Origin of the sequence: Streptomyces sp. NBC_00091, assembly GCF_026343185.1 — a bacterium.
Lineage (GTDB): Bacteria > Actinomycetota > Actinomycetes > Streptomycetales > Streptomycetaceae > Streptomyces.
In genome coordinates, this window is sequence record NZ_JAPEMA010000001.1 from 1,943,631 (window position 1) to 1,969,254 (window position 25,624).

At 71.1% G+C, this 25,624-nt stretch carries 21 protein-coding genes; 5 read left to right on the forward strand and 16 right to left on the reverse strand.

Features of this window, described 5'->3' with window-relative positions:
* Positions 1-7: 7 nt before the first annotated feature.
* Positions 8-1,219 (reverse strand): sigma-E factor regulatory protein RseB domain-containing protein, encoded by a 1,212-nt coding sequence (locus OOK34_RS08670; RefSeq protein ID WP_267033273.1) that lies wholly within the window; start codon positions 1,217-1,219, stop codon positions 8-10.
* Between the two features lie 254 nt (positions 1,220-1,473).
* Complete coding sequence (locus OOK34_RS08675) at positions 1,474-2,484, reverse strand: polyprenyl synthetase family protein (protein ID WP_267033274.1); 1,011 nt, start codon at positions 2,482-2,484, stop codon at positions 1,474-1,476.
* A 202-nt stretch (positions 2,485-2,686) separates the two neighbouring features.
* Between OOK34_RS08675 and OOK34_RS08680 the strand changes: the two genes are divergently transcribed.
* Positions 2,687-4,192 (forward strand): peptide MFS transporter, encoded by a 1,506-nt coding sequence (locus tag OOK34_RS08680; protein ID WP_267033275.1) that lies wholly within the window; start codon positions 2,687-2,689, stop codon positions 4,190-4,192.
* A 21-nt stretch (positions 4,193-4,213) separates the two neighbouring features.
* A complete protein-coding gene (locus OOK34_RS08685) occupies positions 4,214-6,223 on the forward strand; it encodes a CocE/NonD family hydrolase (RefSeq protein WP_267033276.1) in 2,010 nt (669 codons plus the stop codon).
* A gap of 221 nt (positions 6,224-6,444) precedes the next feature.
* Here the strand turns inward: OOK34_RS08685 and OOK34_RS08690 are convergent, their stop codons facing one another.
* Complete coding sequence (locus OOK34_RS08690; protein ID WP_267033277.1) at positions 6,445-7,251, reverse strand: HAD family hydrolase; 807 nt, start codon at positions 7,249-7,251, stop codon at positions 6,445-6,447.
* 141 nt (positions 7,252-7,392) lie between these two features.
* On the opposite strand from OOK34_RS08690, the gene fahA reads away from it, so the two are divergent.
* From fahA to OOK34_RS08705, 3 genes are all read left to right on the forward strand, one after another.
* Positions 7,393-8,619: a fumarylacetoacetase gene (fahA, locus tag OOK34_RS08695; protein ID WP_267033278.1), complete on the forward strand. Its 1,227-nt coding sequence runs from the start codon at positions 7,393-7,395 to the stop codon at positions 8,617-8,619.
* 92 nt (positions 8,620-8,711) lie between these two features.
* Entirely contained in the window at positions 8,712-9,326 is a 615-nt protein-coding gene (locus tag OOK34_RS08700) for a hypothetical protein (RefSeq protein ID WP_267033279.1), read from the forward strand.
* Between the two features lie 94 nt (positions 9,327-9,420).
* Positions 9,421-10,044: a hypothetical protein gene (locus OOK34_RS08705; RefSeq protein WP_267033280.1), complete on the forward strand. Its 624-nt coding sequence runs from the start codon at positions 9,421-9,423 to the stop codon at positions 10,042-10,044.
* 68 nt (positions 10,045-10,112) lie between these two features.
* Here OOK34_RS08705 and nuoN read toward each other — a convergent pair whose 3' ends face one another.
* The 13 genes from nuoN to OOK34_RS08770 are packed head-to-tail and all read right to left on the reverse strand — an operon-like array spanning position 10,113 to position 25,624.
* On the reverse strand, positions 10,113-11,759 hold the full coding sequence (gene nuoN, locus OOK34_RS08710; protein WP_267033281.1) for an NADH-quinone oxidoreductase subunit NuoN: 1,647 nt from the start codon (positions 11,757-11,759) through the stop codon (positions 10,113-10,115).
* Positions 11,756-13,342 (reverse strand): NADH-quinone oxidoreductase subunit M, encoded by a 1,587-nt coding sequence (locus OOK34_RS08715; protein ID WP_267033282.1) that lies wholly within the window; start codon positions 13,340-13,342, stop codon positions 11,756-11,758. Before OOK34_RS08715 ends, nuoN begins: the two co-directional genes overlap by 4 nt.
* A gap of 1 nt (position 13,343) precedes the next feature.
* Positions 13,344-15,239 (reverse strand): NADH-quinone oxidoreductase subunit L, encoded by a 1,896-nt coding sequence (gene nuoL / locus OOK34_RS08720; RefSeq protein ID WP_267033283.1) that lies wholly within the window; start codon positions 15,237-15,239, stop codon positions 13,344-13,346.
* A gap of 12 nt (positions 15,240-15,251) precedes the next feature.
* A complete protein-coding gene (gene nuoK / locus OOK34_RS08725) occupies positions 15,252-15,551 on the reverse strand; it encodes an NADH-quinone oxidoreductase subunit NuoK (protein WP_030864698.1) in 300 nt (99 codons plus the stop codon).
* On the reverse strand, positions 15,548-16,360 hold the full coding sequence (locus OOK34_RS08730; RefSeq protein WP_267033284.1) for an NADH-quinone oxidoreductase subunit J: 813 nt from the start codon (positions 16,358-16,360) through the stop codon (positions 15,548-15,550). Before OOK34_RS08730 ends, nuoK begins: the two co-directional genes overlap by 4 nt.
* A complete protein-coding gene (gene nuoI, locus OOK34_RS08735; RefSeq protein ID WP_267033285.1) occupies positions 16,357-16,980 on the reverse strand; it encodes an NADH-quinone oxidoreductase subunit NuoI in 624 nt (207 codons plus the stop codon). The genes OOK34_RS08730 and nuoI overlap by 4 nt, the downstream gene beginning before the upstream one ends.
* Positions 16,973-18,358 carry an NADH-quinone oxidoreductase subunit NuoH gene (gene nuoH, locus OOK34_RS08740; protein WP_267033286.1) on the reverse strand — a complete coding sequence of 462 codons (1,386 nt, stop codon included), beginning with the start codon at positions 18,356-18,358 and terminating at the stop codon, positions 16,973-16,975. Before nuoH ends, nuoI begins: the two co-directional genes overlap by 8 nt.
* A complete protein-coding gene (locus OOK34_RS08745) occupies positions 18,355-20,865 on the reverse strand; it encodes an NADH-quinone oxidoreductase subunit G (protein ID WP_267033287.1) in 2,511 nt (836 codons plus the stop codon). Before OOK34_RS08745 ends, nuoH begins: the two co-directional genes overlap by 4 nt.
* On the reverse strand, positions 20,862-22,253 hold the full coding sequence (gene nuoF / locus OOK34_RS08750) for an NADH-quinone oxidoreductase subunit NuoF (RefSeq protein WP_267033288.1): 1,392 nt from the start codon (positions 22,251-22,253) through the stop codon (positions 20,862-20,864). Before nuoF ends, OOK34_RS08745 begins: the two co-directional genes overlap by 4 nt.
* Positions 22,253-23,029, reverse strand: a complete 777-nt coding sequence (gene nuoE / locus OOK34_RS08755) for an NADH-quinone oxidoreductase subunit NuoE (RefSeq protein WP_267033289.1) — start codon at positions 23,027-23,029, stop codon at positions 22,253-22,255. Before nuoE ends, nuoF begins: the two co-directional genes overlap by 1 nt.
* Positions 23,026-24,351, reverse strand: a complete 1,326-nt coding sequence (locus tag OOK34_RS08760) for an NADH-quinone oxidoreductase subunit D (protein WP_267033290.1) — start codon at positions 24,349-24,351, stop codon at positions 23,026-23,028. The genes nuoE and OOK34_RS08760 overlap by 4 nt, the downstream gene beginning before the upstream one ends.
* Positions 24,351-25,073, reverse strand: coding sequence for an NADH-quinone oxidoreductase subunit C (locus tag OOK34_RS08765; RefSeq protein ID WP_267033291.1), 723 nt, complete (start codon positions 25,071-25,073; stop codon positions 24,351-24,353). Before OOK34_RS08765 ends, OOK34_RS08760 begins: the two co-directional genes overlap by 1 nt.
* On the reverse strand, positions 25,070-25,624 hold the full coding sequence (locus OOK34_RS08770) for an NADH-quinone oxidoreductase subunit B family protein (protein WP_123079911.1): 555 nt from the start codon (positions 25,622-25,624) through the stop codon (positions 25,070-25,072). The genes OOK34_RS08765 and OOK34_RS08770 overlap by 4 nt, the downstream gene beginning before the upstream one ends.

Sequence of the window (25,624 nt, forward strand, 5' to 3'; positions counted from 1 at the left end):
GGTGCGGCTACTTCGCGGAGTCGGCCGTCTTCACCAGCTGGTCCTTGGTGACCGCGCCGACGTAGACCTTGCCGTCGTCCGTGATCAGCGCGTTGACCAGGCGGGTGGAGAAAATCCGGCCCTCGCCGAACTTCCCGGAGACCTTGTCCCCGAGGGAGTTCATGAACTGCTTGGCCTCCTTGGGCGCGTTCTTGTCGTTCTCGAGTTCCTTGAGGCCCTTGCCCGCCCCGGAGTCGATCCGCGCGACCGTGGACCAGCCCTCGCCGAGGACCTTCACGTCACCCTTGCCGTCCGCCCCGCCGGTCAGCCCGCCCAGGCCGGGGAAGGACTCCAGAGCCTTCCAGTGCTGGTCTTCCTGGGCCTTGCCGTGCTCCTTGCCCTTGGCCTCGGCGCCGTCCGTCCCCTCCGTCACCTTGGCGCCCTTGGGCGGGGTGAAGGCGAAGGCGTCCGCGGCCGGCTTGGCGAAGTCCACCTGGGTGAAGCCGGCGTCCACGATCGGCTTGCCGCCCTGGCTGGACAGCAGCTGGACCCGCAGCGGCACGCCGTTCTTGGCGTCGACCGCGATCTGCACCGAGCCGACGGTGGAGCCGCTCTGCTTGGGCTTCAGGACCAGCTGGTAGGCGTCGCGCCCGGCGACCTGCGCGGTCTCGCCCACGCCGATGTCGGTGGTGGGGCCGGCCGCCTTGAGGACCTCCTGGGCCAGCTCCTGCGGCGAGGCCGCGAGGCGGTCGGCGGTCTTCTTGTGGTCCTGGCCGCCCTGTTCGGCCTTGTCGTGGAAGACCTCGTTGGACTTGGAGTCGTAGCCCCAGACGTCCTTGCCGTTGTGGACGAGGGTGTACTCGTCCTTGCCGTCGAGGAACGTGAGCTTCTGGCGGTCGGGGCCGTCGGCCGCGACGCGGAAGGTGTGCGAGCCGTTCGCCAGCTGCGCGATCTTGTCCTCGGGGTTGGCGGAGCCCCCCGCCAACCCGCCGCCGCCCAGCAGCCCGGAGGCGAAGGTCGGCAGGCCGAGGTCGGTGGTGATCCTGGCGGTGCCGGAGAGCTGCTCCACCTCGGAGGCCGCGACCTTCTCGATGAGCTGCTGCGCCGTCACCTTCGGCAGGTCCGGACCGCCGGCGTTGGCGAAGGCCGGAACCATCGCGACGGTCGCCGCCGCGATACCCGCCACGGCTACCGGTACGGCGTACCGAGCGGCCTTGCGCGAGGTCTTCGTGTGTGCCATGTCAGTGCCCTGCCCTCTGTGTCTACGACGGTCCGCGGCGGCGACCCCCGTGTCGCCGCGCTCACCCGATCCGGTGGGGTTCGATGACTCCATCTGACCAAATCGGGGAGCACGGGGCGTCAGTCCCCGGAATCAACTCCGCGTACGACCGTGGGATGACACGGAAAGGGCCCTCCTCCCCCGACCCGTAGGGGTCGCGAGGGCGGAAGGGCCCGTTCCACTGTCCTGCCGTTCAACTGTCCTGGGGGGCGGAGTCAGCCCGCGCGGTGGACCACCGCGTCGCACAGTTCCTCCAGCGCCGACTTCGCGAAGCAGTCCGGCAGCGGGGCGAGCATGGCGCGCGCGTCCTCCGCGTACTGGACGGTGTCGCGGCGGGCCTGCTCCAGCGCGGGGTGCACCCGCAGCCGGGAGAGGACCTCGGCGTGCCGGGCGTCGTCCGTCAGGTCCCCGTCCAGCAGGCTCACGAGCTCCAGGTCCTCCGGGCGCCGGTCCCGCTCGGCCATCTCCCGCAGCCGCAGCACGGGCAGGGTCGGAATGCCCTCGCGCAGGTCGGTGCCCGGGGTCTTGCCGGACTCGTGCGAGTCGGAGGCGATGTCGAGGACGTCGTCCGCGAGCTGGAAGGCGGTGCCGAGGCGCTCGCCGTACTGGGTCAGGATGTCGACGACGGACTCGTCGGCGCCGGACATCAGCGCGCCGAAGCGGCCGGAGACGGCGATCAGCGAGCCGGTCTTGCCGGCGATGACGTCCAGGTAGTGCGCGACCGGGTCGCGGCCGCCGCGCGGGCCGGCCGTCTCCAGGATCTGACCCGTCACCAGCCGCTCGAAGGCCTCGGCCTGGATGCGTACGGCCTCCGGCCCGAGGTCCGCCAGGATGTGCGAGGCGCGGGCGAACAGGAAGTCACCCGTCAGGACGGCCACGGAGTTGCCCCAGCGGGTGTTGGCGCTCTCCACCCCGCGGCGGACGTCCGCCTCGTCCATGACGTCGTCGTGGTAGAGGGTGGCCAGGTGGGTGAGTTCGACGACCACCGCGGACGGCACGATCCCGGGCGCGTAGGGGTCGCCGAAGCGGGAGGCCAGCATCACCAGCAGCGGCCGGAAGCGCTTGCCTCCGGCGCGCACGAGGTGCTGTGCGGCTTCGGTGATGAAGGGGACTTCGCTCTTGGTGGCTTCCAGCAGACCCGCCTCGACGGCGGCCAGTCCGGCCTGGACATCGGTCTCAAGAGCCTGGTCCCGCACGCTCAGTCCGAACGGCCCGACGACGGTCACGAGGGGTACTCCTGTCTGCTGACGATCACGCTGACGATCACCTGGATTGTCGATGTGTCGCTGCCTTCACTCAACCCAGCGTATCGGGTCCGTTTTCGATCACCGAGAGGGCCTGTCCGGTTGCCGCACACGCGCAGTCCGATCCACCCCGGTATGTTCGGTGGGAGCCGAAACAACCGGAGAATGCGTTTTGTCCAGAACTGTGACCGATCGAGACGAGCCGGAAGATCCGGAGGCGGACCAGCCACCGCCCGGTGACGACCATGCCTTCCTCGGACACCCCAGAGGCCTCGCCACGCTCTCCGGACTGGAGGTCTGGGAGCGGTTCTCCTTCCTCGGCATGCAGGCCATCCTCGTCCTCTACTTCGCGGACACGGTGGCGCGCGGCGGCCTCGGGATGGACCCGGGCACCGCCGCCTCCGTCTCGGCGGCCTACGGGACCATGGTCTACCTCGTCTCCGTCGCGGGCGGCTGGCTCGCCGACCGGATCCTCGGCTCGTACCGCGCCGTCCTGTGCGGCGGCGTCCTGATCGCCTGCGGCCACTACGCCATGGCCGTGCCGACGGCCGCCATGACCTGGGCGGGCCTCGGCCTGATCAGCGCGGGCACCGGCCTGCTCAAGCCCAACGTGGCCAGCATGGTGGGCAAGCTGTACCGCACGGACGACGAGCGGCGCGACGCCGGATTCGCCCTGTACTACATGGGCATCAACATCGGCGCCTTCGCCGGACCGCTGGTCACCGGCTGGCTCGGCGAGCACCAGGGCTGGCACTGGGGCTTCTCCGCCGCCGCGGTCGGGATGACCGCCGGCCTGGTCCAGTACGTCCTCGGGCGCCGCCACCTGGCCGGCCGCAAGCACGCCGCGGAGTACGCGCTGGCGCCCGACGCGATGCGCGCCGCCGTCCGGAAGATCATCGGCGGGTGCCTCGCCTTCGCCGCGCTCGCCACCCTCCTGGCGGGCATCGGCTGGTTGACGATGGGCCGTTTCGTCGACCTGCTGACCCTCGTCTCGGTGATCGCCCCGGTCGTCTACTTCGCGCTCATGTTCCGCAGCCCGCGGGTGACGCCGGAGGAACGCGGCCGCCTTCGCCCGTACGTGGTGCTCTTCCTCGCCTCGGTCGCCTTCAACTTCATCCTCTTCCAGGCCTACTCGACGATGATGCTGCTGGCCTCGACGAACGCCCGGACCGAGATCCTCGGCTTCCACTTCCCCGCCGGCTGGTACGCCTCGGCGCTCGGCGCCTTCGAGGTGGCGCTCGCCCCGGTGGTGGCCGCGCTGTGGGTGCGGATGGGCCGCCGCCAGCCGCACGCCTCCAACAAGATCGCCATCGGGGTGGTCCTGGGCGGCCTGTCCTTCCTGCTGATGGTCCTGCCGACCTCGGGCCACAGCGGGGAGACCTACCGGATGGCCGCCTGGTGGATCGTCGGCTCGTACCTGCTGCTCGGGCTGGGCGACGTACTCCTGGAGACCTCCGGGATGTCCGCCACCACCAAGCTCGCCCCCAGCGCGTACGCCAGCCAGACCATGGCCCTGTGGTTCCTGTCGCTGGCGCTGGCCAACGGCATCCAGGCGCAGGTCGTCAAGGTCTACGGCCACGTGTCCAACCCCGTGTACTTCGGCGTCAACGGCGCCGTCGCGGTCGCCGCGGGCCTGGCCGTGGCCGCGGCGGCGCCCTGGCTGCGCCGCACGATGCATCCCGTCCACTGAGGGGCCGGTGAAGGAATCCCGATGATCATCCGTACCGACTTCCCGTACGCGACCGCCCACGAGGATGTCCGGATCCCGATGGCCGACGGCGTCCAGCTGTACGCCCGGATCTGGCGCCCGGTGACGGACGAACCCGTTCCGGCCCTGCTGGAGTACCTCCCGTACCGGCTGACCGACTGGACCGCCCCGCGCGACTGGCAGCGCCACCCCTGGTACGCCGGACACGGCTACGCCTCCGTACGGGTGGACGTGCGCGGCCACGGATGCAGCGGCGGCCGCCCCGGCGACGAGTACGACGCCCGCGAACTGGCCGACGGGGTCGCGGTGGTGGAGTGGCTGGCGGCGCAGCCGTGGTGCACGGGGGCCGTGGGGATGTTCGGCATCTCCTGGGGCGGCTTCAACTCCCTCCAGATCGCCGCCCTCGCCCCCGAGGCCCTGAAGGCGGTCGTCACCGTCTGCTCGACGGACGACCGCTACGACAACGACGTCCACTACATGGGCGGCTCGGTGCTGGCCGTGGACATGCACGCCTGGGCGGCCACCATGCTGGCCTTCGCCTCCCGCCCGCCGGACCCCCTGCACACCGGGGACGGCTGGCGCGCGCAGTGGCTGGACCGGCTGGAGGGCGTGGAGCCGCTGATCCACACCTGGCTCTCGCACCAGACCCGCGACGCCTATTGGCGCCACGGCAGCGTCTGCGAGGACTACGCCGCGATCGGCGCGGCGGTGCTCGCGGTGGGCGGCTGGCACGACCCCTACCGGGACACGGTGCTGCGGCTGGCCGCCGCCCTGCCGGCGTCGCGGGTGCGGGGGCTGATCGGACCGTGGTCGCACCAGTACCCCGACCGGGGGCTGCCGCCGGGCCCGGCGATCGGCTTCCTCCAGGAGACCCTGCGGTGGTGGGACCACTGGCTGAAGGGCGCGGACAACGGGGTGATGGACGAACCGCTGCTGCGCGCCTGGATCAGCGGTTCGCACCCGCCGGCGACCGCGTACGAGCGGCTGCCGGGCCGCTGGGTCGGCGAGAAGGCGTGGCCCTCGCCCTCGATCGTGCCCGTCTCGTACGGGCTCCAGGGCCCGCCGGTGGCCGTGGCCTCGCCGCAGCACACCGGGCTGGACGCCGGGCGGTTCTTCCCCTTCGGCAACGACGCCGACCTGCCGCCGGACCAGCGGGAGGAGGACGCGAAGTCGGCCTGCTTCGAGTTCCCGGTGCCCCTGGACGCGGGCGAGCCGGTGGAGGTCCTGGGGCGACCCTCCGTCACCCTCCGGCTGCGGATGGACGTCCCGTACGGGCAGGTCGTGGCGCGGCTGTGCGACGTCGCCCCCGACGGGGCGTCGACGCTGGTCACCCGGGGCGCGCTGAACCTCTCGGCGCGGCACGGGCGGGACCGGGCGGCGCCCTGGCCGGTGGGCGCGTACGAGGACGTCACCTTCGAGCTGAACGGCATCGGCCACGCCTTCCCGCCGGGGCACCGGATCCGGCTGGCGGTGTCCTCCGCGTACTGGCCGTGGATCTGGCCGCGGGCCGGCTCGGAGGCCGGCTGGACCCTGGACCCGGCGGGCAGCACGCTGGAACTCCCCGTCCGTCCCCCCTCCCCCGCCGACCCCGGGATCGTCTTCGAGGCCCCGGAGCAGTCGGAGCCGCTGGGGGTGGTCCACCCGGAGACCCTGGACGAGCCGCGTCCGGAGCGGCTCGTCGTACGGGACGTCGCGCGCGGGACCTGGCGGCTGGAGGTGGATCCCCGGTACGGGGGGACGCGGGTGTACCCGGACGGGCTGGAGTACGAGGAGGACGCGGCGGAGGTGTACGAGATCCAGCAGGCCGACCCCCTGTCGGCCCGCACCCGCTCGGAGTGGCGGATCCGGCTCCACCGGCCGGACCTCGGCTGGGACACCCGGGTCGAGACCCGCTCCGAGATCTCGTGCGACGAGGGCGGCTTCCTGACGTCGAACGAGGTCGTCTGCCGCGAGGGCGACGAGGTCCTCTTCCACCGCACCTGGGAACGCCGCCTCCCGCGTGCCGCCGGCTGAGCGCCCGCTGTCCGCCGGTGGTTACCGCTGCGCGGAGCTCTCCCCGACCCGCCCTTCCTCCGTTCCCCGGGCTCTGCCCGGACCCGCGCCTCAAACGCCGGCGAGGCTGGATTTTCCAGCCTCGCCGGCGTTTGAGGCTGGGGGTCCCCCCGGACGGAGTCTGGGGGAGAACGGAGGAAGGGCGGGTAGGGGACGGCTCCGCGCAGCGGGAACCCGGGGCGCTACGCGAACAGCCGCTCCAGGACCACCGCGATGCCGTCCGCCTCGTTCGACAGGGTCACCTCGTCGGCGACGGCCACCAGCTCGCGGTGGGCGTTGGCCATCGCCACCCCGTGGGCGGCCCACGCGAACATCGGGACGTCGTTGGGCATGTCGCCGAAGGCGATCGTCGACGCCGCCGGAAGCCCCAGCACCGACGCCGCCCGCTCGAGCCCACTGGCCTTGTCGACGCCCGGCGGCTGGAGTTCCACCGTGTGCTCCCCCGCCATCGTGACGTTGACCAGGTCGCCGACCACCGACCGCGCCACCCGCGTCAGCTCGTCGTCGTCCAGCAGCGGGTGCTGGAGCAGCACCTTGTTGATCGGCGCCGACCACAGCTCGCCCCGCCTGCGCACGCGCACCGTCGGCAGGTGCGGGTGCGGCATCCGGTAGCCGGGCCCTATCAGCATCTCCGCGTCCACCCCCTCCTGGTTGACGGCCACGTAGACCTCGCCGATCTCCGCCTCGATCTTGCCGAGGGCCACCTCGGCCAGCCCCCGGTCCATGGCGACGGAGTGCAGCAGGAGCCCGCGCGCCGCGTCGTACACCTGTGCTCCCTGCCCGCACACCGCGAGCCCCGTGTAGCCGAGGTCGTCCAGGACGTGCCGGATCTGTGGCACCGGGCGCCCGGTGACGACGATGTGCCGGGCGCCGGCGGCGCGCGCCGTCGCGAGCGCCGCGCACGAGCGGGCGGAGACGGTGTCACCGGCGCGCAGCAGAGTCCCGTCCAGGTCGGTGGCGATCAAGGCATAGGGGAGGGCGGAAGTCACGGCGCCAAGGATACGGACCCCTTTGGACAAGTCTTACAAATCGCGCCCTAATCCGGCCTCCCACAGACCCCACCAGCCACGTACCGTGTCAACCAGCTCCCGGGACACCCCCGGACCGCGTCGAAAGCGAGGCAGCACCCCATGCCCCAGCAGAGCCCCCTCGATGTTCCCGAGGGCGACCCGTTCGGGCCGCACAACCTCCCCTACGGCGTCTTCTCCACCCCGGCCGAGCCGGATCGCCGCCGGGTCGGCGTGCGGATCGGCGGGTACGTGCTCGACGCGGGGGCCGTGGCCGTCGCGCTCGGGTCCCCGTACGCCGGGCTGCTCGCCCAGGGGTCGCTCAACCCGCTGATGGCCGCCGGCCGCACCGCCTGGCGCGACGTGCGCCGCGCGCTGACCGCCTGGGTCACCGACCCCGGCCACCGCGGGACGGTCGAGCCGCACCTGCTCCCGCTCGACGCCGTCACCCTGCACCTGCCGTACGAGGTCGCGGACTACGTCGACTTCTACGCCAGCGAGCACCACGCCACCAACGTCGGCCAGATCTTCCGCCCGGACGGGGACGCGCTCACCCCCAACTGGAAGCACCTGCCCATCGGTTACCACGGCCGGTCGGGAACCATCATGGTCTCCGGGACGGACGTCGTACGGCCCTCCGGGCAGCGCAAGGCACCGACCGACCCGGCGCCCGTCTTCGGGCCGTCCGTCAAGCTCGACATCGAGGCCGAGGTCGGCTTCGTCGTCGGCACCCCCTCGGAGCTGGGCCGTCCGGTGGCGCTCGGCGACTTCGAGGAGCACGTCTTCGGGCTGTTCCTCCTCAACGACTGGTCCGCGCGCGACATCCAGGCCTGGGAGTACGTGCCGCTCGGCCCCTTCCTCGGCAAGTCCTTCGCCACCTCCGTCTCCGCCTGGGTGACCCCCCTGGAGGCACTGGACGCGGCCCGCGTCGCCCCGCCGGCCCGGGACTTCCCGCTCCTGCCCTACCTGGACGACGCCGACGGCGACCGCCCCGGCGGCTTCGACCTGCGCATCACCGTCTCCATCAACGGGCAGGAGGTCGCCCGGCCGCCGTTCGCCTCGATGTACTGGACCGCCGCCCAGCAGCTGGCCCACATGACCGTCAACGGCGCCTCGCTGCGCACGGGCGACGTGTACGGCTCCGGCACCGTCAGCGGCCCCGAGGTCGACCAGCGCGGCTCCCTGCTGGAGCTGACCTGGAACGGCCGCGACGCCATCGAGCTCGCCGACGGCAAGCGCACCTTCCTGGAGGACGGCGACACGGTCACCCTCACCGCCTGGGCCCCCGGCGCCGACGGCACCCGCGTCGGCCTCGGCGAGGTCACCGGCCGCATCGTCGGGTCCCGCTAACGGGCCGGTCCGCCACTCGGGCGGCGGGGTGCGGGTACGCCGCCCGCGCCGCCCGAGTGGCGGGGCCCGGGCGGCGAGGTGAGGCTGCTGACATGGCATCACGTTCCGCAAAACTCGCCCCCGTGGCCCTCGCGGCCACGGCCACCCTCACCCTCGGCGCCGCCCCCGCCGCACCGGTGGCCACGCCCACCGCGCAACTGGCCGTCGCCTACCGGGCGACCGCCAAGTACCACCAGCACCGGACGGCCGTCGCCGCCGGGTACGTCCCCGACCAGTACTGCGTCGTCAACCCGGAGGGAGGCGGCGGGGCCCTGGGCTACCCGCACTTCAACCACGCCTACGACGGCTCCACCGACCCGAAGAAGCCCACGGCCCTGCTCTACGAGGGCGACGGGGCGGGCCGCTGGCGGCTGGCCGGCCTCGAATGGATGGTCGTGGACCGCGACGGCCGGGTCGACACCGACGACGACCGTCCCTCCCTCTTCGGGCAGCCCTTCCGCGGCCCGCTGCCCGCCCGGTACAAGGGCCAGCAGGTCCACTACTCGCTGCACCTGTGGCTGTGGAAGCACAACCCGTCCGGGCGCTTCGAGCCCTTCAACCCGGCGGTCGTCTGCCGCCCCGGCACCACCAGGCCGCGCCCGCCCGCGCCCGCCACCGCGCCCTCCGTCGCCCCCGCCGTCGCTCCCGCCACCGCCGACGCACCCTAGGCCCCCGTTTGGAGGCCTGCCGCGTGCACGGCTCCCACCGCCCCGGGATGGTGGACGAAAGCCCCTCCGGGACCCCCGAGCACCAGGAGCTCCCATGCCCGTATCCCGCAGCGTCAAGGCCCTGTTCGCCTGTTCCGTCGCCGGCGCGTCCGTATTCCTGGCCGCCCTGCCCCCGGCCCTGGCGGTGGAAGGGCCCGCGCCCGACCCGCGCAACCCACGGGCGATGCGCGACATGGCCACGGCGATCGCGGTGACCGCCAAGTACGTGGACGAGCGGCAGGCGGTCAAGGACGGGTACGTGAAGCACGGCGAGTGCATGAACAACCCGTTCGGTACCGGCTCCATGGGCTTCCACTACGTCAAGGACGCGTACTGGGGCTCGACCGACCCGAGCAAGCCGACCGCGCTCGTCTACAGCGCGGAGACCGACGAGCACGGCCGGCGCAAGCTCCAGGCCGTGGAGTGGATGGTCAGTGACGGGGACCAGGACCTGAAGACCAAGGACGACCGGCCGACGATGTTCGGCCTGCCCTTCGACGGGCCGATGCCCGGCCACTGGGCCGGCATGCCCAAGCACTACGACCTGCACATGTGGGCGTACAAGGACAACCCGGCGGGCCGCTTCCACAACTGGAACACGGCCCTGACCTGTCCCAAGACCGCCGCCACCCCGGCCACCCCGGCCACCCCCGCCGCCCCGGCCCACGACCACGGTTAGACCGGCACGCACCAGGGCCCGGCCCCCCTGAGGGAGCCGGGCCCCGGCGCGTACGGCGAGCGGTGCGGTCAGCGCACGAAGGTACTGGCCTGTCCCGCCAGGTCCAGGAAGTACTGCGGGGCCAGGCCCAGGACCAGGGTGACCGCGACGCCCACCGCGATGGTGGTCATCGTCAGCGGCGAGGGGACGGCCACCGTCGGGCCGTCGGCCTTCGGCTCGCTGAAGAACATCAGCACGATCACCCGGATGTAGAAGAACGCGGCGATCGCCGACGAGACGACACCGACGACCACCAGCGCCCCGGCGCCGCCCTCCGCCGCCGCCTTGAACACCGCGAACTTGCCGGTAAAGCCGGAGGTCAGCGGGATGCCGGCGAAGGCCAGCAGGAACACCGCGAAGACGGCCGCGGTGAGCGGCGAACGCCGCCCCAGGCCCGCCCACTTCGACAGGTGCGTCGCCTCGCCGCCCGCGTCGCGCACCAGCGTGACCACCGCGAAGGCGCCGATCGTCACGAAGGAGTAGGCGCCGAGGTAGAAGAGGACGGCCTTGACGCCCTCCTCCGAGGTGGCGATCACACCGGCCAGGATGAAGCCGGCGTGCGCGATCGAGGAGTACGCCAGCAGCCGCTTCACGTCGGTCTGGGTCACGGCGATCACCGCGCCCGCGAGCATCGTGACGATCGCGACGCCCCACATCACCGGCCGCCAGTCCCAGCGCAGCCCGGGCAGGACCACGTACAGCAGCCGCAGCAGCGCGCCGAAGGCGGCCACCTTGGTCGCCGCCGCCATGAAGCCGGTGACGGGGGTCGGGGCGCCCTGGTAGACGTCCGGGGTCCACATGTGGAAGGGGACGGCGCCGACCTTGAACAGCAGGCCCATCAGGATCAGCGCGCCGCCGATGAGCAGCAGCGCGTCATTGCCCATGGTGGAGGCCAGCGCCGGGTCGATCCGGGCGACCGTGCCGTCCACCACGTCGGCGATCACCGCGTAGGAGACCGAGCCCGCGTACCCGTAGAGCAGCGCGATGCCGAAGAGGAGGAAGGCGGAGGAGAAGGCGCCCAGCAGGAAGTACTTGACCGCCGCCTCCTGCGAGATCAGCCGCTGGCGGCGGGCGAGGGCGCAGAGCAGGTACAGCGGGAGGGAGAAGACCTCCAGCGCGATGAACAGCGTCAGCAGGTCGTTGGCGGCCGGGAAGATCAGCATGCCGGAGACCGCGAACAGGGCCAGCGGGAACACCTCGGTGGTGGTGAAACCGGCCTTGACGGCGGCCTTCTCGCTGTCGCTGCCCGGCACGGACGCGGCCTGGGCGGCGAAGGAGTCCACCCGGTTGCCGTGCGCCTTCGGGTCCAGGCGCCGCTCGGCGAAGGTGAACACGGCCACGATCGAGGCCAGCAGGATGGTGCCCTGGAGGAACAGCGCCGGGCCGTCCACCGCGATGGCGCCCATGGCCGCGATGTGCGCCTTGGTGCTCCCGTACCCGCCGGCCGCGAGGCCGACGACCGCCGCGAAGGCCGAGGCGAGCGCGGCGACGGCGAGGAACACCTGGACGTAGTAGCGGGACTTGCGCGGGACGAAGGCCTCGACGAGGACTCCGAGGACGGCCGCGCCCACCACGATCAGCGTGGGCGCGAGCTGTGCGTACTCGATGTGCGGGGCCGGGATGCGGTCGGCCGGTGTGTTGGCCGCCAGGGTCAGCAGGTTCTGGGCAGCATTCACTTGGCCGCCTCCAGGTTCTGGATGGACAGCTCGGCGTTCGGGTCGGTCTGCTTCACGTCCGACATGGTGTGCTTCACCGCCGGGTTGACGATGTCCGTCAGCACCTTCGGGTAGACGCCCAGCCCGATCAGCAGGGCGATCAGCGGGGCGATCACCAGCAGCTCCCGTGCGCGCAGGTCCGGCATGGTGCGGACCTCCTCCTTCACGGGGCCGGTCATGGTGCGCTGGTAGAGCACCAGCGTGTACAGCGCGGCCAGCACGATCCCGATGGTGGCGATGATGCCGACGACCGGGTACCGGGCGAAGGTGCCGACCAGGACCAGGAACTCGCTGACGAAGGGGGCGAGGCCCGGCAGGGACAGGGTGGCGAGGCCGCCGATCAGGAAGGTGCCGGCGAGGACCGGGGCCACCTTCTGCACGCCGCCGTAGTCGGCGATGAGCCGGGAGCCGCGCCGGGAGATCAGGAAGCCGGCGACCAGCATCAGCGCCGCCGTGGAGATCCCGTGGTTGACCATGTACAGCGTCGCGCCCGACTGGCCCTGGGAGGTCATCGCGAAGATGCCCAGGATGATGAAGCCGAAGTGCGAGATCGAGGCGTAGGCGACCAGCCGCTTGATGTCCCGCTGGCCGACCGCGAGCAGTGCGCCGTAGACGATGCTGATCAGGGCCAGGACGAGGATCACCGGGGTGGCCCACTTGCTGGCCTCGGGGAAGAGCCCGAGGCAGAAGCGGAGCATCGCGAAGGTGCCGACCTTGTCGACGATCGCCGTGATCAGTACGGCGACCGGGGCGGTGGCCTCGCCCATCGCGTTGGGCAGCCAGGTGTGCAGCGGCCACAGCGGGGCCTTCACCGCGAAGGCGAAGAAGAAGCCGAGGAAGAGCAGCCGCTCGGTGTTGGTCGCCATGTCGAGGGTGCCCGCGGCGCGGGCTGCGGTGATCTCCTGGAGGGAGAAGTTCCCGGCGACCACGTACAGCCCGATGACGGCGGCCAGCATGATCAGGCCGCCGGCCAGGTTGTAGAGGAGGAACTTGACCGCCGCGTACGAGCGCTGCGCGGCCGCGTTCTCGTCGGACCCGGCGTGCGCCCGGTCCCCGAAGCCGCCGATGAGGAAGTACATCGGGATGAGCATGGCTTCGAAGAAGATGTAGAAGAGGAAGACGTCGGTGGCCTCGAAGGAGATCACCACCATCGCCTCGACCAGCAGGATCAGGGCGAAGAAGCCCTGCGTCGGCCGCCAGCGGGACGAGGACGTCTCCAGGGGGTCGGCGTCGTGCCAGCCGGCCCCGATCACGAAGGGGATCAGCAGCGCGGTGAGCGCGATCAGCGCCACCCCGATGCCGTCCACGCCCAGTTCGTAGCGGACGCCGAAGTCGGCGATCCAGGCGTGGGACTCGGTGAGCTGGTAGCGGTCGCCACCGGGCTCGAAGCGGACCGCGACCAGTACGGCCAGGGCCAGCGTGGCCAGGGAGAACAGCAGCGCGAGCCATTTGGCGGCGGTCCTGCGGGCGGCCGGGACGGCCGCCGTCAGGATCGCGCCGACCGCGGGCACGAGCGCCGTCACCGTCAGAAGCGGGAAACTCATTTCACACCGCCCTCATCAGCAGGGTCGCGGCGATCAGGATCGCCGTGCCCCCGAACATCGAGACCGCGTAGCTGCGGGCGTAGCCGTTCTGCAGCTTGCGCAGCCGGCCCGAGAGTCCGCCGACCGAGGCGGCCGTGCCGTTGACCACTCCGTCGACCAGGCTGTGGTCGAGGTACACGAGCGAGCGGGTCAGGTGCTCTCCGCCGCGCACCAGCACGACGTGGTTGAAGTCGTCCTGGAGCAGGTCCCGCCGGGCCGCCCGGGTGACCCAGCTGCCGCGCGGGGCGGTGACCGGGACGGGCCTGCGGCCGTACATCGCCCAGGCGGTGGCGACACCGATGAGGAGGACCACCATCGTGGACAGGGTGACGGTCAGGGCGCTGACGGGCGGGTGCCCGTGCTGGTGGCCGGTGACGGGCTCCAGCCACTTCAGGAAGCGGTCGCCGATCCCGAAGAGGCCGCCCGCGAAGACCGAGCCGAAGGCCAGCACGATCATCGGGATGGTCATGGACTTCGGGGACTCGTGCGGGTGCGGGGCGTTGCCATCGGCGTCCGGCTGCCAGCGCTTCTCGCCGAAGAAGGTGAGGAGCATGACGCGGGTCATGTAGAAGGCGGTGATCGCGGCGCCCAGCAGGGCCACTCCGCCCAGGATCCAGCCCTCGGTGCCGCCCTTCGCGAAGGCCGCCTCGATGATCTTGTCCTTGGAGAAGAAGCCGGACAGGCCGGGGAAGCCGATGATGGCCAGGTAGCCGAGGCCGAAGGTGACGAAGGTGACCGGCATGTAGCGGCGCAGGGCGCCGTACTTGCGCATGTCCACCTCGTCGTTCATCCCGTGCATCACGGAGCCGGCGCCGAGGAAGAGGCCGGCCTTGAAGAAGCCGTGCGTCACCAGGTGCATGATCGCGAAGACGTACCCGATGGGGCCGAGGCCGGCGGCGAGGATCATGTAGCCGATCTGCGACATCGTCGACCCGGCGAGGGCCTTCTTGATGTCGTCCTTCGCGCAACCGACGATCGCACCGAAGAGGAGCGTGACCGCGCCGACGACGGTGACCGCGAGCTGCGCGTCCGGCGCCCCGTTGAAGACCGCGGCCGAGCGGACGATCAGGTACACGCCTGCGGTGACCATGGTGGCCGCGTGGATCAGGGCCGAGACCGGGGTCGGGCCCTCCATCGCGTCCCCGAGCCAGGACTGGAGCGGGACCTGCGCCGACTTGCCGCAGGCGGCCAGCAGCAGCATCAGGCCGATCGCCGTCAGCTTGCCCTCGGAAACGTTCCCGGCGGTGCCGAGCACCGCCGCGAAGGTGAAGGAGCCGAAGGTGGTGAACATCAGCATGATGGCGATCGACAGGCCCATGTCGCCGACCCGGTTGACCAGGAAGGCCTTCTTCGCGGCGGTGGCCGCGCTGGGCTTGTGCTGCCAGAAGCCGATCAGGAGGTACGAGGCGAGGCCGACGCCCTCCCAGCCGAAGTACAGCAGCAGGTAGTTGTCGGCGAGGACGAGCAGCAGCATCGCCGCGACGAACAGGTTGAGGTAGCCGAAGAAGCGGCGGCGGCGCTCGTCGTGCTCCATGTACCCGATCGAGTACACGTGGATGAGCGTGCCCACCCCGGAGATCAGCAGGACGAAGGTCATCGACAGCTGGTCCAGCTGGAAGGCGATGTCCGCCTGGAAGCCCTCGACGGGCACCCAGCTGAACAGCCTCTGGTGCAGGGCCCGGTCTTCGGGCCCGCGCCCCAGCATGTCGGCGAACAGCACGACGCCGATGCCGAAGGAGACGGCCGCGAGCAGCGTGCCGATCCAGTGGCCGGCCTTGTCGAGGCGCCGGCCGCCGCACAGCAGCACCGCCGCTCCGAGCAGGGGCGCCGCCACCAGCAGCGCAATCAGATTCTCCACTGTGAACGCCCCTTACAGCTTCATCAGGCTGGCGTCGTCGACCGAGGCCGAGTGGCGGGTACGGAACAGCGACACGATGATCGCGAGGCCCACCACGACCTCCGCGGCGGCGACGACCATCGTGAAGAACGCGATGATCTGGCCGTCGAGGTTGCCGTGCATCCGGGAGAAGGCCACGAACGCGAGGTTGCAGGCGTTGAGCATCAGCTCGACGCACATGAACAGCACGATCGCGTTCTTCCGGATGAGTACGCCGGCCGCGCCGATGGTGAACAGCAGGGCGGCCAGGTACAGGTAGTTGACCGGATTCACTTCGAGGCCTCCTCACGGCCGAGGCGCTCCGCGGAACGCTGCTCCAGCGCCTTGAGGTCGTCCATGGCCTGGCCGGACACGTCGCGGATCTGGCCGCGGGCGCGCAGCGTCTTGTTCACGGTCAGCTCGGACGGGGTGCCGTCCGGCAGCAGGCCGGCGATGTCCACCGCGTTGTGCCGGGCGTAGACGCCGGGGGCCGGCAGCGGCGGGAGCTGCACGCCCTCGCGTACGCGCTTCTCGGCGAGCTCGCGCTGGGTGGCGGCCCGCTCGGTGCGCTCGCGGTGGGTGAGCACCATCGCGCCGACGGCCGCCGTGATGAGCAGGGCGCCGGTGATCTCGAAGGCGAAGACGTACTTGGTGAAGATCAGTTCGGCGAGGCCCTCGACGTGCCCGGCGGAGTTGACCCGGCCGAGCCCGTTGAAGTGGGTGAGGCCCGCGTTGCCGATGCCGGCGATCAGCAGGACGCCGAAGCCGAGCCCGCACAGGGCGGCCAGCCAGCGCTGCCCCTTGAGGGTTTCCTTCAGCGAGTCCGCCGCCGTGACGCCGACGAGCATGACCACGAAGAGGAAGAGCATCATGATGGCGCCGGTGTAGACGACGACCTGGACCACGCCCAGGAAGTACGCCCCGTTGGCCAGGTAGAAGACCGCCAGGATGATCATCGTCCCGGCCAGGCACAGGGCGCTGTGCACGGCCTTCTTCATCAGGATCGTGCACAGCGCGCCGATGACGGCGACCGTGCCGAGCACCCAGAACTGCACGGCCTCACCGGTGGAGGTCGAGGTGGCGGCCGCGGCGATGGCGCTCATGCCCCGACCTCCTCGGTCTTGCCGTTCTCCGCAGCGGCGCTCTCGCCCTCGGCCGTCTCCCCCTGCGACACCGCCACCTGCCGGACCGTGCCCGGGGCCGCGCCCGTCACCAGTCCGCGGTAGTAGTCCTGCTCGTCGGTGCCCGGGAAGATGGAGTGCGGGGTCTCGACCATGCCCTCGGTCAGCCCGGCGAGGAGCTGCTCCTTGGTGTAGATCAGGGACTCCCGGCTGGAGTCGGCCAGTTCGAACTCGTTCGTCATCGTCAGCGCCCGGGTCGGGCAGGCCTCGATGCACAGCCCGCACAGGATGCAGCGGGCGTAGTTGATCTGGTAGACCCGCCCGTACCGCTCGCCCGGGGAGTAGCGCTCCTCCTCGGTGTTGTCCGCGCCCTCCACGTAGATCGCGTCGGCGGGACAGGCCCAGGCGCACAGCTCGCACCCGATGCACTTCTCCAGACCGTCGGGGTGGCGGTTGAGCTGGTGCCGTCCGTGGAAGCGCGGAGCGGTGGTCTTCTGCTGCTCCGGGTACTGCTCGGTGAGCCGCTTCTTGAACATGGCCTTGAAGGTCACGCCGAAGCCGGCCACCGGGTTCTGCCACTTCTCGCTCTCAGCGTCAGACATGGTCAGCACCCTCCTCTCGGTCACTGTCAGTATTCGCCCCGCCACTGACAATCAGCTCCCGCTCACCGCGGGGACGTCGGCGCGGTACGGGTGCCAGGTGCTGGCCGGGCTTGGGCGGTACGGGGAAACCGCCCGCCATCGGGTCGAAGGGCTCGGCCGCGGCGGCCTTCCCGGCCTCGTGGGCGGCGGCCTTCTCCCGCCTGTCGCGGAAGTGGTCCGCCACGGAGGAGATCAGCAGGATCGCGATGACCGCGCCCCCGACGTACAGGACGATCTCGCTGAAGTCGTAGCGCTCGTTGCGCAGCGCCCGCACGGTGGCGACCAGCATCAGCCAGACCACGGAGACCGGGATCAGGACCTTCCAGCCGAGCTTCATCAGCTGGTCGTAGCGCACGCGCGGGAGCGTGCCGCGCAGCCAGATGAAGAAGAACAGCAGCAGCTGGACCTTGATGACGAACCAGAGCATCGGCCACCAGCCGTGGTTCGCGCCCTCCCAGTACGTGGAGATCGGCGCCGGGGCCCGCCAGCCGCCCAGGAAGAGGGTGACCGACACCGCCGAGACGGTGACCATGTTGACGTACTCGGCCAGCATGAACAGCGCGAACTTGATGGAGGAGTACTCGGTGTTGAAGCCGCCGACCAGGTCGCCCTCGGACTCCGGCATGTCGAAGGGGGCGCGGTTCGTCTCGCCGACCATCGTGATGACGTAGATGATGAAGGACACCGGCAGCAGCACGATGTACCAGCGGTCCGCCTGCGCCTCCACGATCGCCGAGGTCGACATCGACCCGGAGTAGAGGAACACCGAGGCGAAGGCCGCGCCCATCGCGATCTCGTACGAGATCATCTGCGCGCAGGAGCGCAGGCCGCCGAGCAGCGGGTAGGTGGAGCCGGAGGACCAGCCGGCGAGGACGATGCCGTAGATGCCGACCGAGGCGACCGCGAGGACGTAGAGCATCGCGATCGGCAGGTCGGTCAGCTGCATCGTGGTGCGCTGGCCGAAGATGGACACCTCGTTGCCCGAGGGGCCGAAGGGGATCACCGCGATGGCCATGAAGGCCGGGATCGCCGCGATGATCGGGGCCAGGACGTACACCACCTTGTCGGCCCGCTTGACGATGACGTCTTCCTTCAGCATCAGCTTGATGCCGTCGGCGAGCGACTGGAGCATGCCCCAGGGTCCGTGCCGGTTGGGGCCGATGCGCAGCTGCATCCAGGCGACGACCTTGCGCTCCCACACGATGGAGAAGAGCACGGTCACCATCAGGAAGGCGAAGCAGAACACCGCCTTGATGAGGACGAGCCACCAGACGTCCTTGCCGAACAGGCTCAGGTCCTCTGCGGCCAGTTGTACGAGGTCACCGTGTGCGGCGTTCACGCGTCCACCTCCGCAGTGGTGTCGCCGGCGGCGCCGGCCGGGGTCGCCGGGCCGATCCGTACGAGGGTTCCGGGGCGGGCGCCGGTGTCGGCGAGGACACCGGAGCCGGTGGAGTTCAGCGGGAGCCACACCACCCGGTCGGGCATCTCGGTGATCCGCAGCGGGAGTTCCAAACGGCCGGCCGGGCCGGTGACGGCGAGGACGTCGCCGTCCTTGACGCCGGTCTCGGCGGCGGTGGCGGCCGAGAGGCGGGCACTGGCCTCGTGCCGGGTCCCGGCCAGGGCCTCGTCGCCCTCCTGGAGCCGGCCCAGGTCCAGCAGCAGGCGGTGGCCGGCGAGGACCGCCTCGCCCGCGCCGGGGCGGGGCAGCGGCTCGGGGGCGGTGGACTGCTCGGCCGCCAGCTCCCCCTCCCAGGGGCCGAGCCGCTCCAGCTCCCGCCGTACGGCGTGTACGTCGGGCAGCGCGAGGGGCCGGTCGGCGGCGTCGGCCAGCATGTGCAGCACGCGGGCGTCGGCGGGGGCGAGGCTGCGGGTCATCTGGTCGGGCTTGAGGGCGGCCTCGAACGGCCGGACCCTGCCCTCCCAGTTGATGAAGGTGCCGGACTTCTCCGCGACGGCGGCGACCGGCAGGACCACGTCCGCGTGGTCGGTGACCTCGCCGGGCCGCAGCTCCAGGGAGACCACGAAGGCCTCCTGGAGGGCGGTCCTGGCGCGGGCCGGGTCCGGCAGGTCGGCGACCTCGACGCCCGCGACCAGCAGGGCGGACAGCTCCCCGGTCGCGGCGGCCTCGACGATCTGTCCGGTGTCGCGGCCGTAGCGGTGCGGGAGTTCGTCCAGCCCCCAGGCGGTGGCGACCTCGGCGCGGGCCCGCGGGTCGGTGGCGGGGCGGCCGCCCGGCAGCAGGGACGGCAGCGCGCCCGCCTCGACGGCGGCCCGCTCCCCGGCCCGGCGCGGGATCCACACCAGGCGGGCCCCGGTGGCGGTGGCCGTGCGTACGGCGGCGGTCAGCGCGCCGGGCACGCCGGCGAGGCGCTCCCCGACCACGATGACCGCGCCGGGCCGGCGCAGCGCCTCGGCGGCCTCGGAGCCGCCGGCCTCCAGGCCCGTACGGGAGGCCAGCGCGGCCAGCCATTCGGGCTCGGTGCCGGGGGCGGCGGCCAGCAGGGTGCCGCCCGCCTTGGTCAGGCCGCGGGTGGCGAAGGGGGCGAGGGCGAAGGTCCGCTGCTTGTGCTTGCGGTGGGCCTTGCGCAGCCGCAGGAAGACCCCGGGGGCCTCCTCCTCGGCCTCGATGCCGGCGAGCAGGACGGTGGGGGCCGCCTCCAGGGAGGTGTACGTGACGCCCGTGCCGTCGAGGTCCTTGCCGGTGCCGGCCACGGAGGCGGCCAGGAACTCGGTCTCCTCCGCGCTGTGCACCCGGGCCCGGAAGTCGATGTCGTTGGTGTCGAGCACGACCCGGGCGAACTTGGCGTACGCGTAGGCGTCCTCGACGGTGAGCCGGCCGCCCGTCAGCACCCCGGCCCGGCCGCGCGCGGCGGCGAGCCCCTGCGCGGCGGCCTCCAGGGCCTCGGGCCAGCTGGCGGGGGCGAGGATCCCGTCCGCGCCGCGTACCAGCGGGGTGGTCAGCCGGTCGGGGCGCTGCGCGTAACGGAACGCGAAGCGGCCCTTGTCGCAGATCCACTCCTCGTTGACCTCGGGGTCCTCGGCGGCGAGGCGGCGCAGCACCTTGCCGCGCCGGTGGTCGGTCCGGGTCGCGCAGCCGCCCGCGCAGTGCTCGCACACGCTCGGGGAGGAGACGAGGTCGAAGGGGCGGGAGCGGAACCGGTAGGCGGCCGAGGTGAGGGCGCCGACGGGGCAGATCTGGATGGTGTTGCCGGAGAAGTACGACTCGAAGGGGTCGCCCTCGCCGGTGCCGACCTGCTGGAGCGCGCCGCGCTCGAGCAGCTCGATCATCGGGTCGCCGGCGATCTCGTTGGAGAAGCGGGTGCAGCGCGCGCACAGCACGCACCGCTCGCGGTCCAGCAGCACCTGCGTGGAGATCGGGACCGGCTTCTCGTACGTCCGCTTGTGGCCCTCGAAACGCGATTCGGCGTTCCCGTGCGACATCGCCTGGTTCTGGAGCGGGCATTCGCCGCCCTTGTCGCAGACGGGGCAGTCCAGCGGGTGGTTGATGAGCAGCAGCTCCATCACCCCGCGCTGGGCCTTGTCGGCGACCTCGGAGGTCAGCTGGGTCTTGACGACCATGCCGTCGGTGCAGGTGATGGTGCAGGAGGCCATCGGCTTGCGCTGGCCCTCGACCTCGACGATGCACTGGCGGCAGGCGCCGGCCGGGGAGAGGAGGGGGTGGTCGCAGAACCGGGGGATCTCGATGCCGAGCTGTTCTGCGGCGCGGATGACGAGGGTTCCCTTGGGGACGGACAGTTCGAGTCCGTCGATGGTCAGGGAGATCAGGTCCTGCGGGGGCACAGCGGCTTCGCCGCCACCCGCGGGAGCGTTGGTGGTGACGGTCATGCGTTCACCTCGGAGTTCTTGGCCGGACCGTCAGCCCAGAGGGTCGACTTCCTGGGGTCGAAGGGGCAGCCCTTGCCCGTGATGTGCTGCTCGTACTCCGCGCGGAAGTACTTCAGCGAGGAGAAGATGGGGCTGGCCGCGCCGTCGCCGAGCGCGCAGAAGGACTTGCCGTTGATGTTGTCGGCGATGTCGTTCAGCTTGTCGAGGTCGGACATGACGCCCTTGCCGGCCTCGATGTCGCGCAGCAGCTGGACGAGCCAGTACGTGCCCTCGCGGCAGGGGGTGCACTTGCCGCAGGACTCGTGGGCGTAGAACTCGGTCCAGCGGGTGACGGCCCGCACCACGCAGGTGGTCTCGTCGAAGCACTGGAGGGCCTTGGTGCCGAGCATGGAGCCGGCCGCGCCCACGCCCTCGTAGTCCAGGGGGACGTCGAGGTGCTCGTCGGTGAACATGGGGGTGGAGGAGCCGCCGGGGGTCCAGAACTTCAGCCGGTGCCCGGGGCGCATGCCGCCGCTCATGTCGAGGAGCTGGCGCAGGGTGATGCCGAGGGGGGCCTCGTACTGGCCGGGGCCGACGACGTGCCCGGAGAGCGAATACAGCGTGAAACCGGGGGACTTCTCCGTCCCCATCGCCTTGAACCAGTCCTTGCCCCGGTTGAGGATCGCGGGAACCGAGGCGATGGATTCGACGTTGTTGACGACAGTGGGGCACGCGTAGAGCCCCTCGACGGCAGGGAAGGGGGGACGCAGCCGGGGCTGACCGCGCCGGCCTTCGAGGGAGTCGAGCAGTGCCGTCTCCTCGCCGCAGATGTACGCGCCCGCTCCCGCGTGCACCGTGATGTCGAGGTCGCGTCCGCTGCCGCCGATGTCCTTGCCGAGGTATCCGGCCGCGTACGCCTCGCGCACGGCCTCGTGCAGGCGCCGCAGCACGGGGACCGTCTCGCCGCGCAGGTAGATGAAGGCGTGGTCCGACCGGATCGCGTAACAGGCGATGATCATTCCCTCGATGAGGGAGTGCGGGTTGGCGAAGAGGAGGGGGATGTCCTTGCAGGTTCCCGGCTCCGACTCGTCCGCGTTCACGACGAGGTAGTGCGGCTTGCCGTCGCCCTGCGGGATGAACTGCCACTTCATTCCGGTGGGGAAGCCCGCGCCGCCGCGTCCGCGCAGTCCGGAGTCCTTGACGTAGGCGATCACCTCGTCCGGGGTCATCGCGAGCGCCTTGCGCAGGCCCTCGTAGCCCTCGTGACGCCGGTAGGTCTCCAGCGTCCACGACTCGGGCTCGTCCCAGAACGCCGACAGGACGGGCGAGAGGAGCTTCTCCGGGCTCGTGCCTCCCCCAGCCTCCGGCCGGGAGGTGCCCCCATGACTTTCCTTGGATGACACCGACATCACTCCCCTCCCTCGGTGGTCTCGCCACGCGTCTCGCCGCGGGACTCGCCGCGCGGGTGGACGATCGGGGCGTGCGGGGACTCGCCGCGGGCGATGCGCAGGCCGATCAGGGAGGCGGGGCCCGCCCCGCCGCTCGCCTCGACCGCGCCCTCGCGCTCGTCGGGGAAGCCCGCCAGGATCCGGGCGGTCTCCTTGTACGTGCACAGCGGCGCGCCCCGGGTCGGCTCGACCGGGCGGCCCGCCAGCAGTTCGTCCACCAGGGCCTTGGCGGACTCGGGGGTCTGGTTGTCGAAGAACTCCCAGTTGACCATCACCACGGGGGCGTAGTCGCAGGCCGCGTTGCACTCGATGTGCTCCAGCGTCACCTTGCCGTCGGCGGTGGTCTCGTTGTTGCCGACCCCCAGGTGCTGCTTGAGCTCGTCGAAGATGGCGTCGCCGCCCATCACCGCGCACAGGGTGTTCGTACAGACGCCGACCTGGTAGTCCCCGGAGGGCCTGCGCCGGTACATCGTGTAGAAGGTGGCGACCGCGGTGACCTCGGCGGTGGTCAGGCCCAGCACCTCGGCGCAGAAGCGGATGCCGGTGCGCGAGACGTAGCCCTCCTCGGACTGGGTCAGGTGCAGCAGCGGCAGCAGCGCGGAACGGCTGTCGGGGTAGCGGGCGATGACTTCCTTCGCGTCCGCTTCGAGCCGGGCGCGCACCTCGGCGGGGAAGTCGGGGGCGGGAAGCTGCGGCATGCCCAAGCTGACCCCCCGGCTTTCAGGATTGGCGGTCATCGGTCGACGCCTCCCATCACGGGGTCGATGGAGGCGACGGCGACGATGACGTCGGCGACCTGGCCGCCCTCGCACATCGCGGCCATGGCCTGGAGGTTGGTGAAGGACGGGTCGCGGAAGTGGACCCGGTAGGGGCGGGTTCCGCCGTCGGAGACGACGTGGACGCCCAGTTCGCCCTTGGGGGACTCGACGGCCGCGTACGCCTGCCCGGCCGGTACCCGGAAGCCCTCGGTCACCAGCTTGAAGTGGTGGATGAGGGCCTCCATGGAGGTGCCCATGATGTTCTTGATGTGGTCGAGCGAGTTGCCGAGGCCGTCGGGGCCCAGGGCGAGCTGCGCCGGCCAGGCGATCTTCTTGTCGGCGACCATCACCGGGCCCGGCTCCAGCCGGTCCAGGCACTGCTCGACGATGCGCAGCGACTGGCGCATCTCCTCCAGGCGGACCAGGAAGCGTCCGTAGGAGTCGCAGGTCTCGGTGGTGGGGACGTCGAACTCGTAGTCCTCGTAGCCGCAGTACGGCTCCGCCTTGCGCAGGTCGTGCGGCAGGCCGGCGGAGCGCAGGATCGGGCCGGTGGCGCCCAGCGCCATGCAGCCGGTGAGGTCGAGGTAGCCGACGTCCTGCATGCGGGCCTTGAAGATGGGGTTGCCGGTGGCGAGCTTGTCGTACTCCGGCAGGTTCTTCTTCATGGTCCTGATGAACTCGCGCAGCTGGTCGACCGCGCCCGGGGGCAGGTCCTGGGCGAGGCCGCCGGGGCGGACGAAGGCGTGGTTCATGCGCAGGCCGGTGATCAGCTCGAAGATGTCGAGGATCAGCTCGCGGTCCCGGAACCCGTAGATCATGATCGTGGTCGCGCCCAGCTCCATGCCGCCGGTGGCGATGCACACCAGGTGCGAGGAGATCCGGTTGAGCTCCATCAGCAGGACGCGGATGACGGTGGCGCGGTCGGGGATCTGGTCGGTGATGCCGAGCAGCTTCTCCACGCCGAGGCAGTACGCCGTCTCGTTGAAGAACGGCGTCAGGTAGTCCATGCGCGTCACGAAGGTGGTGCCCTGCGTCCAGTTCCGGAATTCGAGGTTCTTCTCGATGCCGGTGTGCAGGTAGCCGATTCCGCAGCGGGCCTCGGTGACCGTCTCGCCGTCGATCTCCAGGATCAGGCGGAGCACTCCGTGGGTGGAGGGGTGCTGCGGACCCATGTTGACGACGATGCGCTCGTCGTCAGCGCGGGCCGCGGACTGGACGACCTCGTCCCAGTCGCCGCCGGTGACGGTGTAGACGGTGCCCTCGGTCGTCTCGCGGGGGGAGGCGTGATTCGAAGTGGACATCAGCTGTACGACCTCCGCTGGTCGGGAGCCGGGATCTGGGCGCCCTTGTACTCGACGGCGATGCCGCCGAGCGGGTAGTCCTTGCGCTGGGGGAAGCCCTGCCAGTCGTCCGGCATCATGATCCGGGTGAGGGCCGGGTGGCCGTCGAAGACCAGGCCGAAGAAGTCGTACGCCTCGCGCTCGTGCCAGTCGTTGGTCGGGTAGACCGCGACGAGCGAGGGAAGGTGCGGGTCGGCGTCCGGGACGGACACCTCCAGCCGGACGACCCGGCCGTGGGTGAGCGAGCGCAGGTGGTAGACGGCGTGCAGCTCGCGGCTCTTGTCCTCCGGGAAGTGCACCCCCGAGACGCCGGTGCACAGCTCGAAGCGCAGGGCCGCGTCGTCGCGCAGGGTGGAGGCCACCCGCGCGAGGTGTTCGCGGGCGATGTGGAGGGTCAGCTCCCCCCGGTCGACGACGACCTTCTCGATCGCGTTCTCCGGGAGCAGGTCCTGCTCCTCCAGGGCGCCCTCCAGCTCGTCGACGACCTCGTCGAAGTACGAGCCGTACGGACGGGCGCTCGCGCCGGGCAGGGCCACGGTGCGGACCAGGCCGCCGTAGCCGCTGGTGTCGCCGCCGTTCTGGGTGCCGAACATGCCCTTGCGGACGCCGATCACCTCGGGCCCGGCTGCGGCCCTGGGAGCAGGGACGTTATTGCCGTTCTCCACGGCCGGTTCGTCGCTCACCGAAGGAGCCCCTTCATCTCGATGGTGGGGAGGGCCTTGAGGGCCGCCTCCTCCGCCTCGCGCGCCGCCTCTTCCCGGTTCACGCCGAGCTTCGAGCCCTGGATCTTCTGGTGGAGCTTGAGGATCGCGTCCAGCAGCATTTCGGGGCGGGGCGGGCACCCGGGCAGGTAGATGTCCACCGGCACGATGTGGTCGACGCCCTGGACGATCGCGTAGTTGTTGAACATTCCGCCCGAAGAGGCGCATACGCCCATGGAGATGACCCACTTGGGGGCGGGCATCTGGTCGTACACCTGGCGGAGCACCGGCGCCATCTTCTGGCTGACCCGTCCCGCCACGATCATCAGGTCGGCCTGGCGCGGGGAGCCGCGGAAGACCTCCATGCCGAAGCGGGCGAGGTCGTAGCGGCCGGCTCCGGTGGTCATCATCTCGATGGCGCAGCACGCCAGGCCGAAGGTGGCCGGGAAGACGGATGACTTGCGCACCCAGCCCGCAGCCTGTTCGACGGTGGTCAGCAGAAAGCCGCTCGGCAGCTTCTCTTCCAGTCCCAT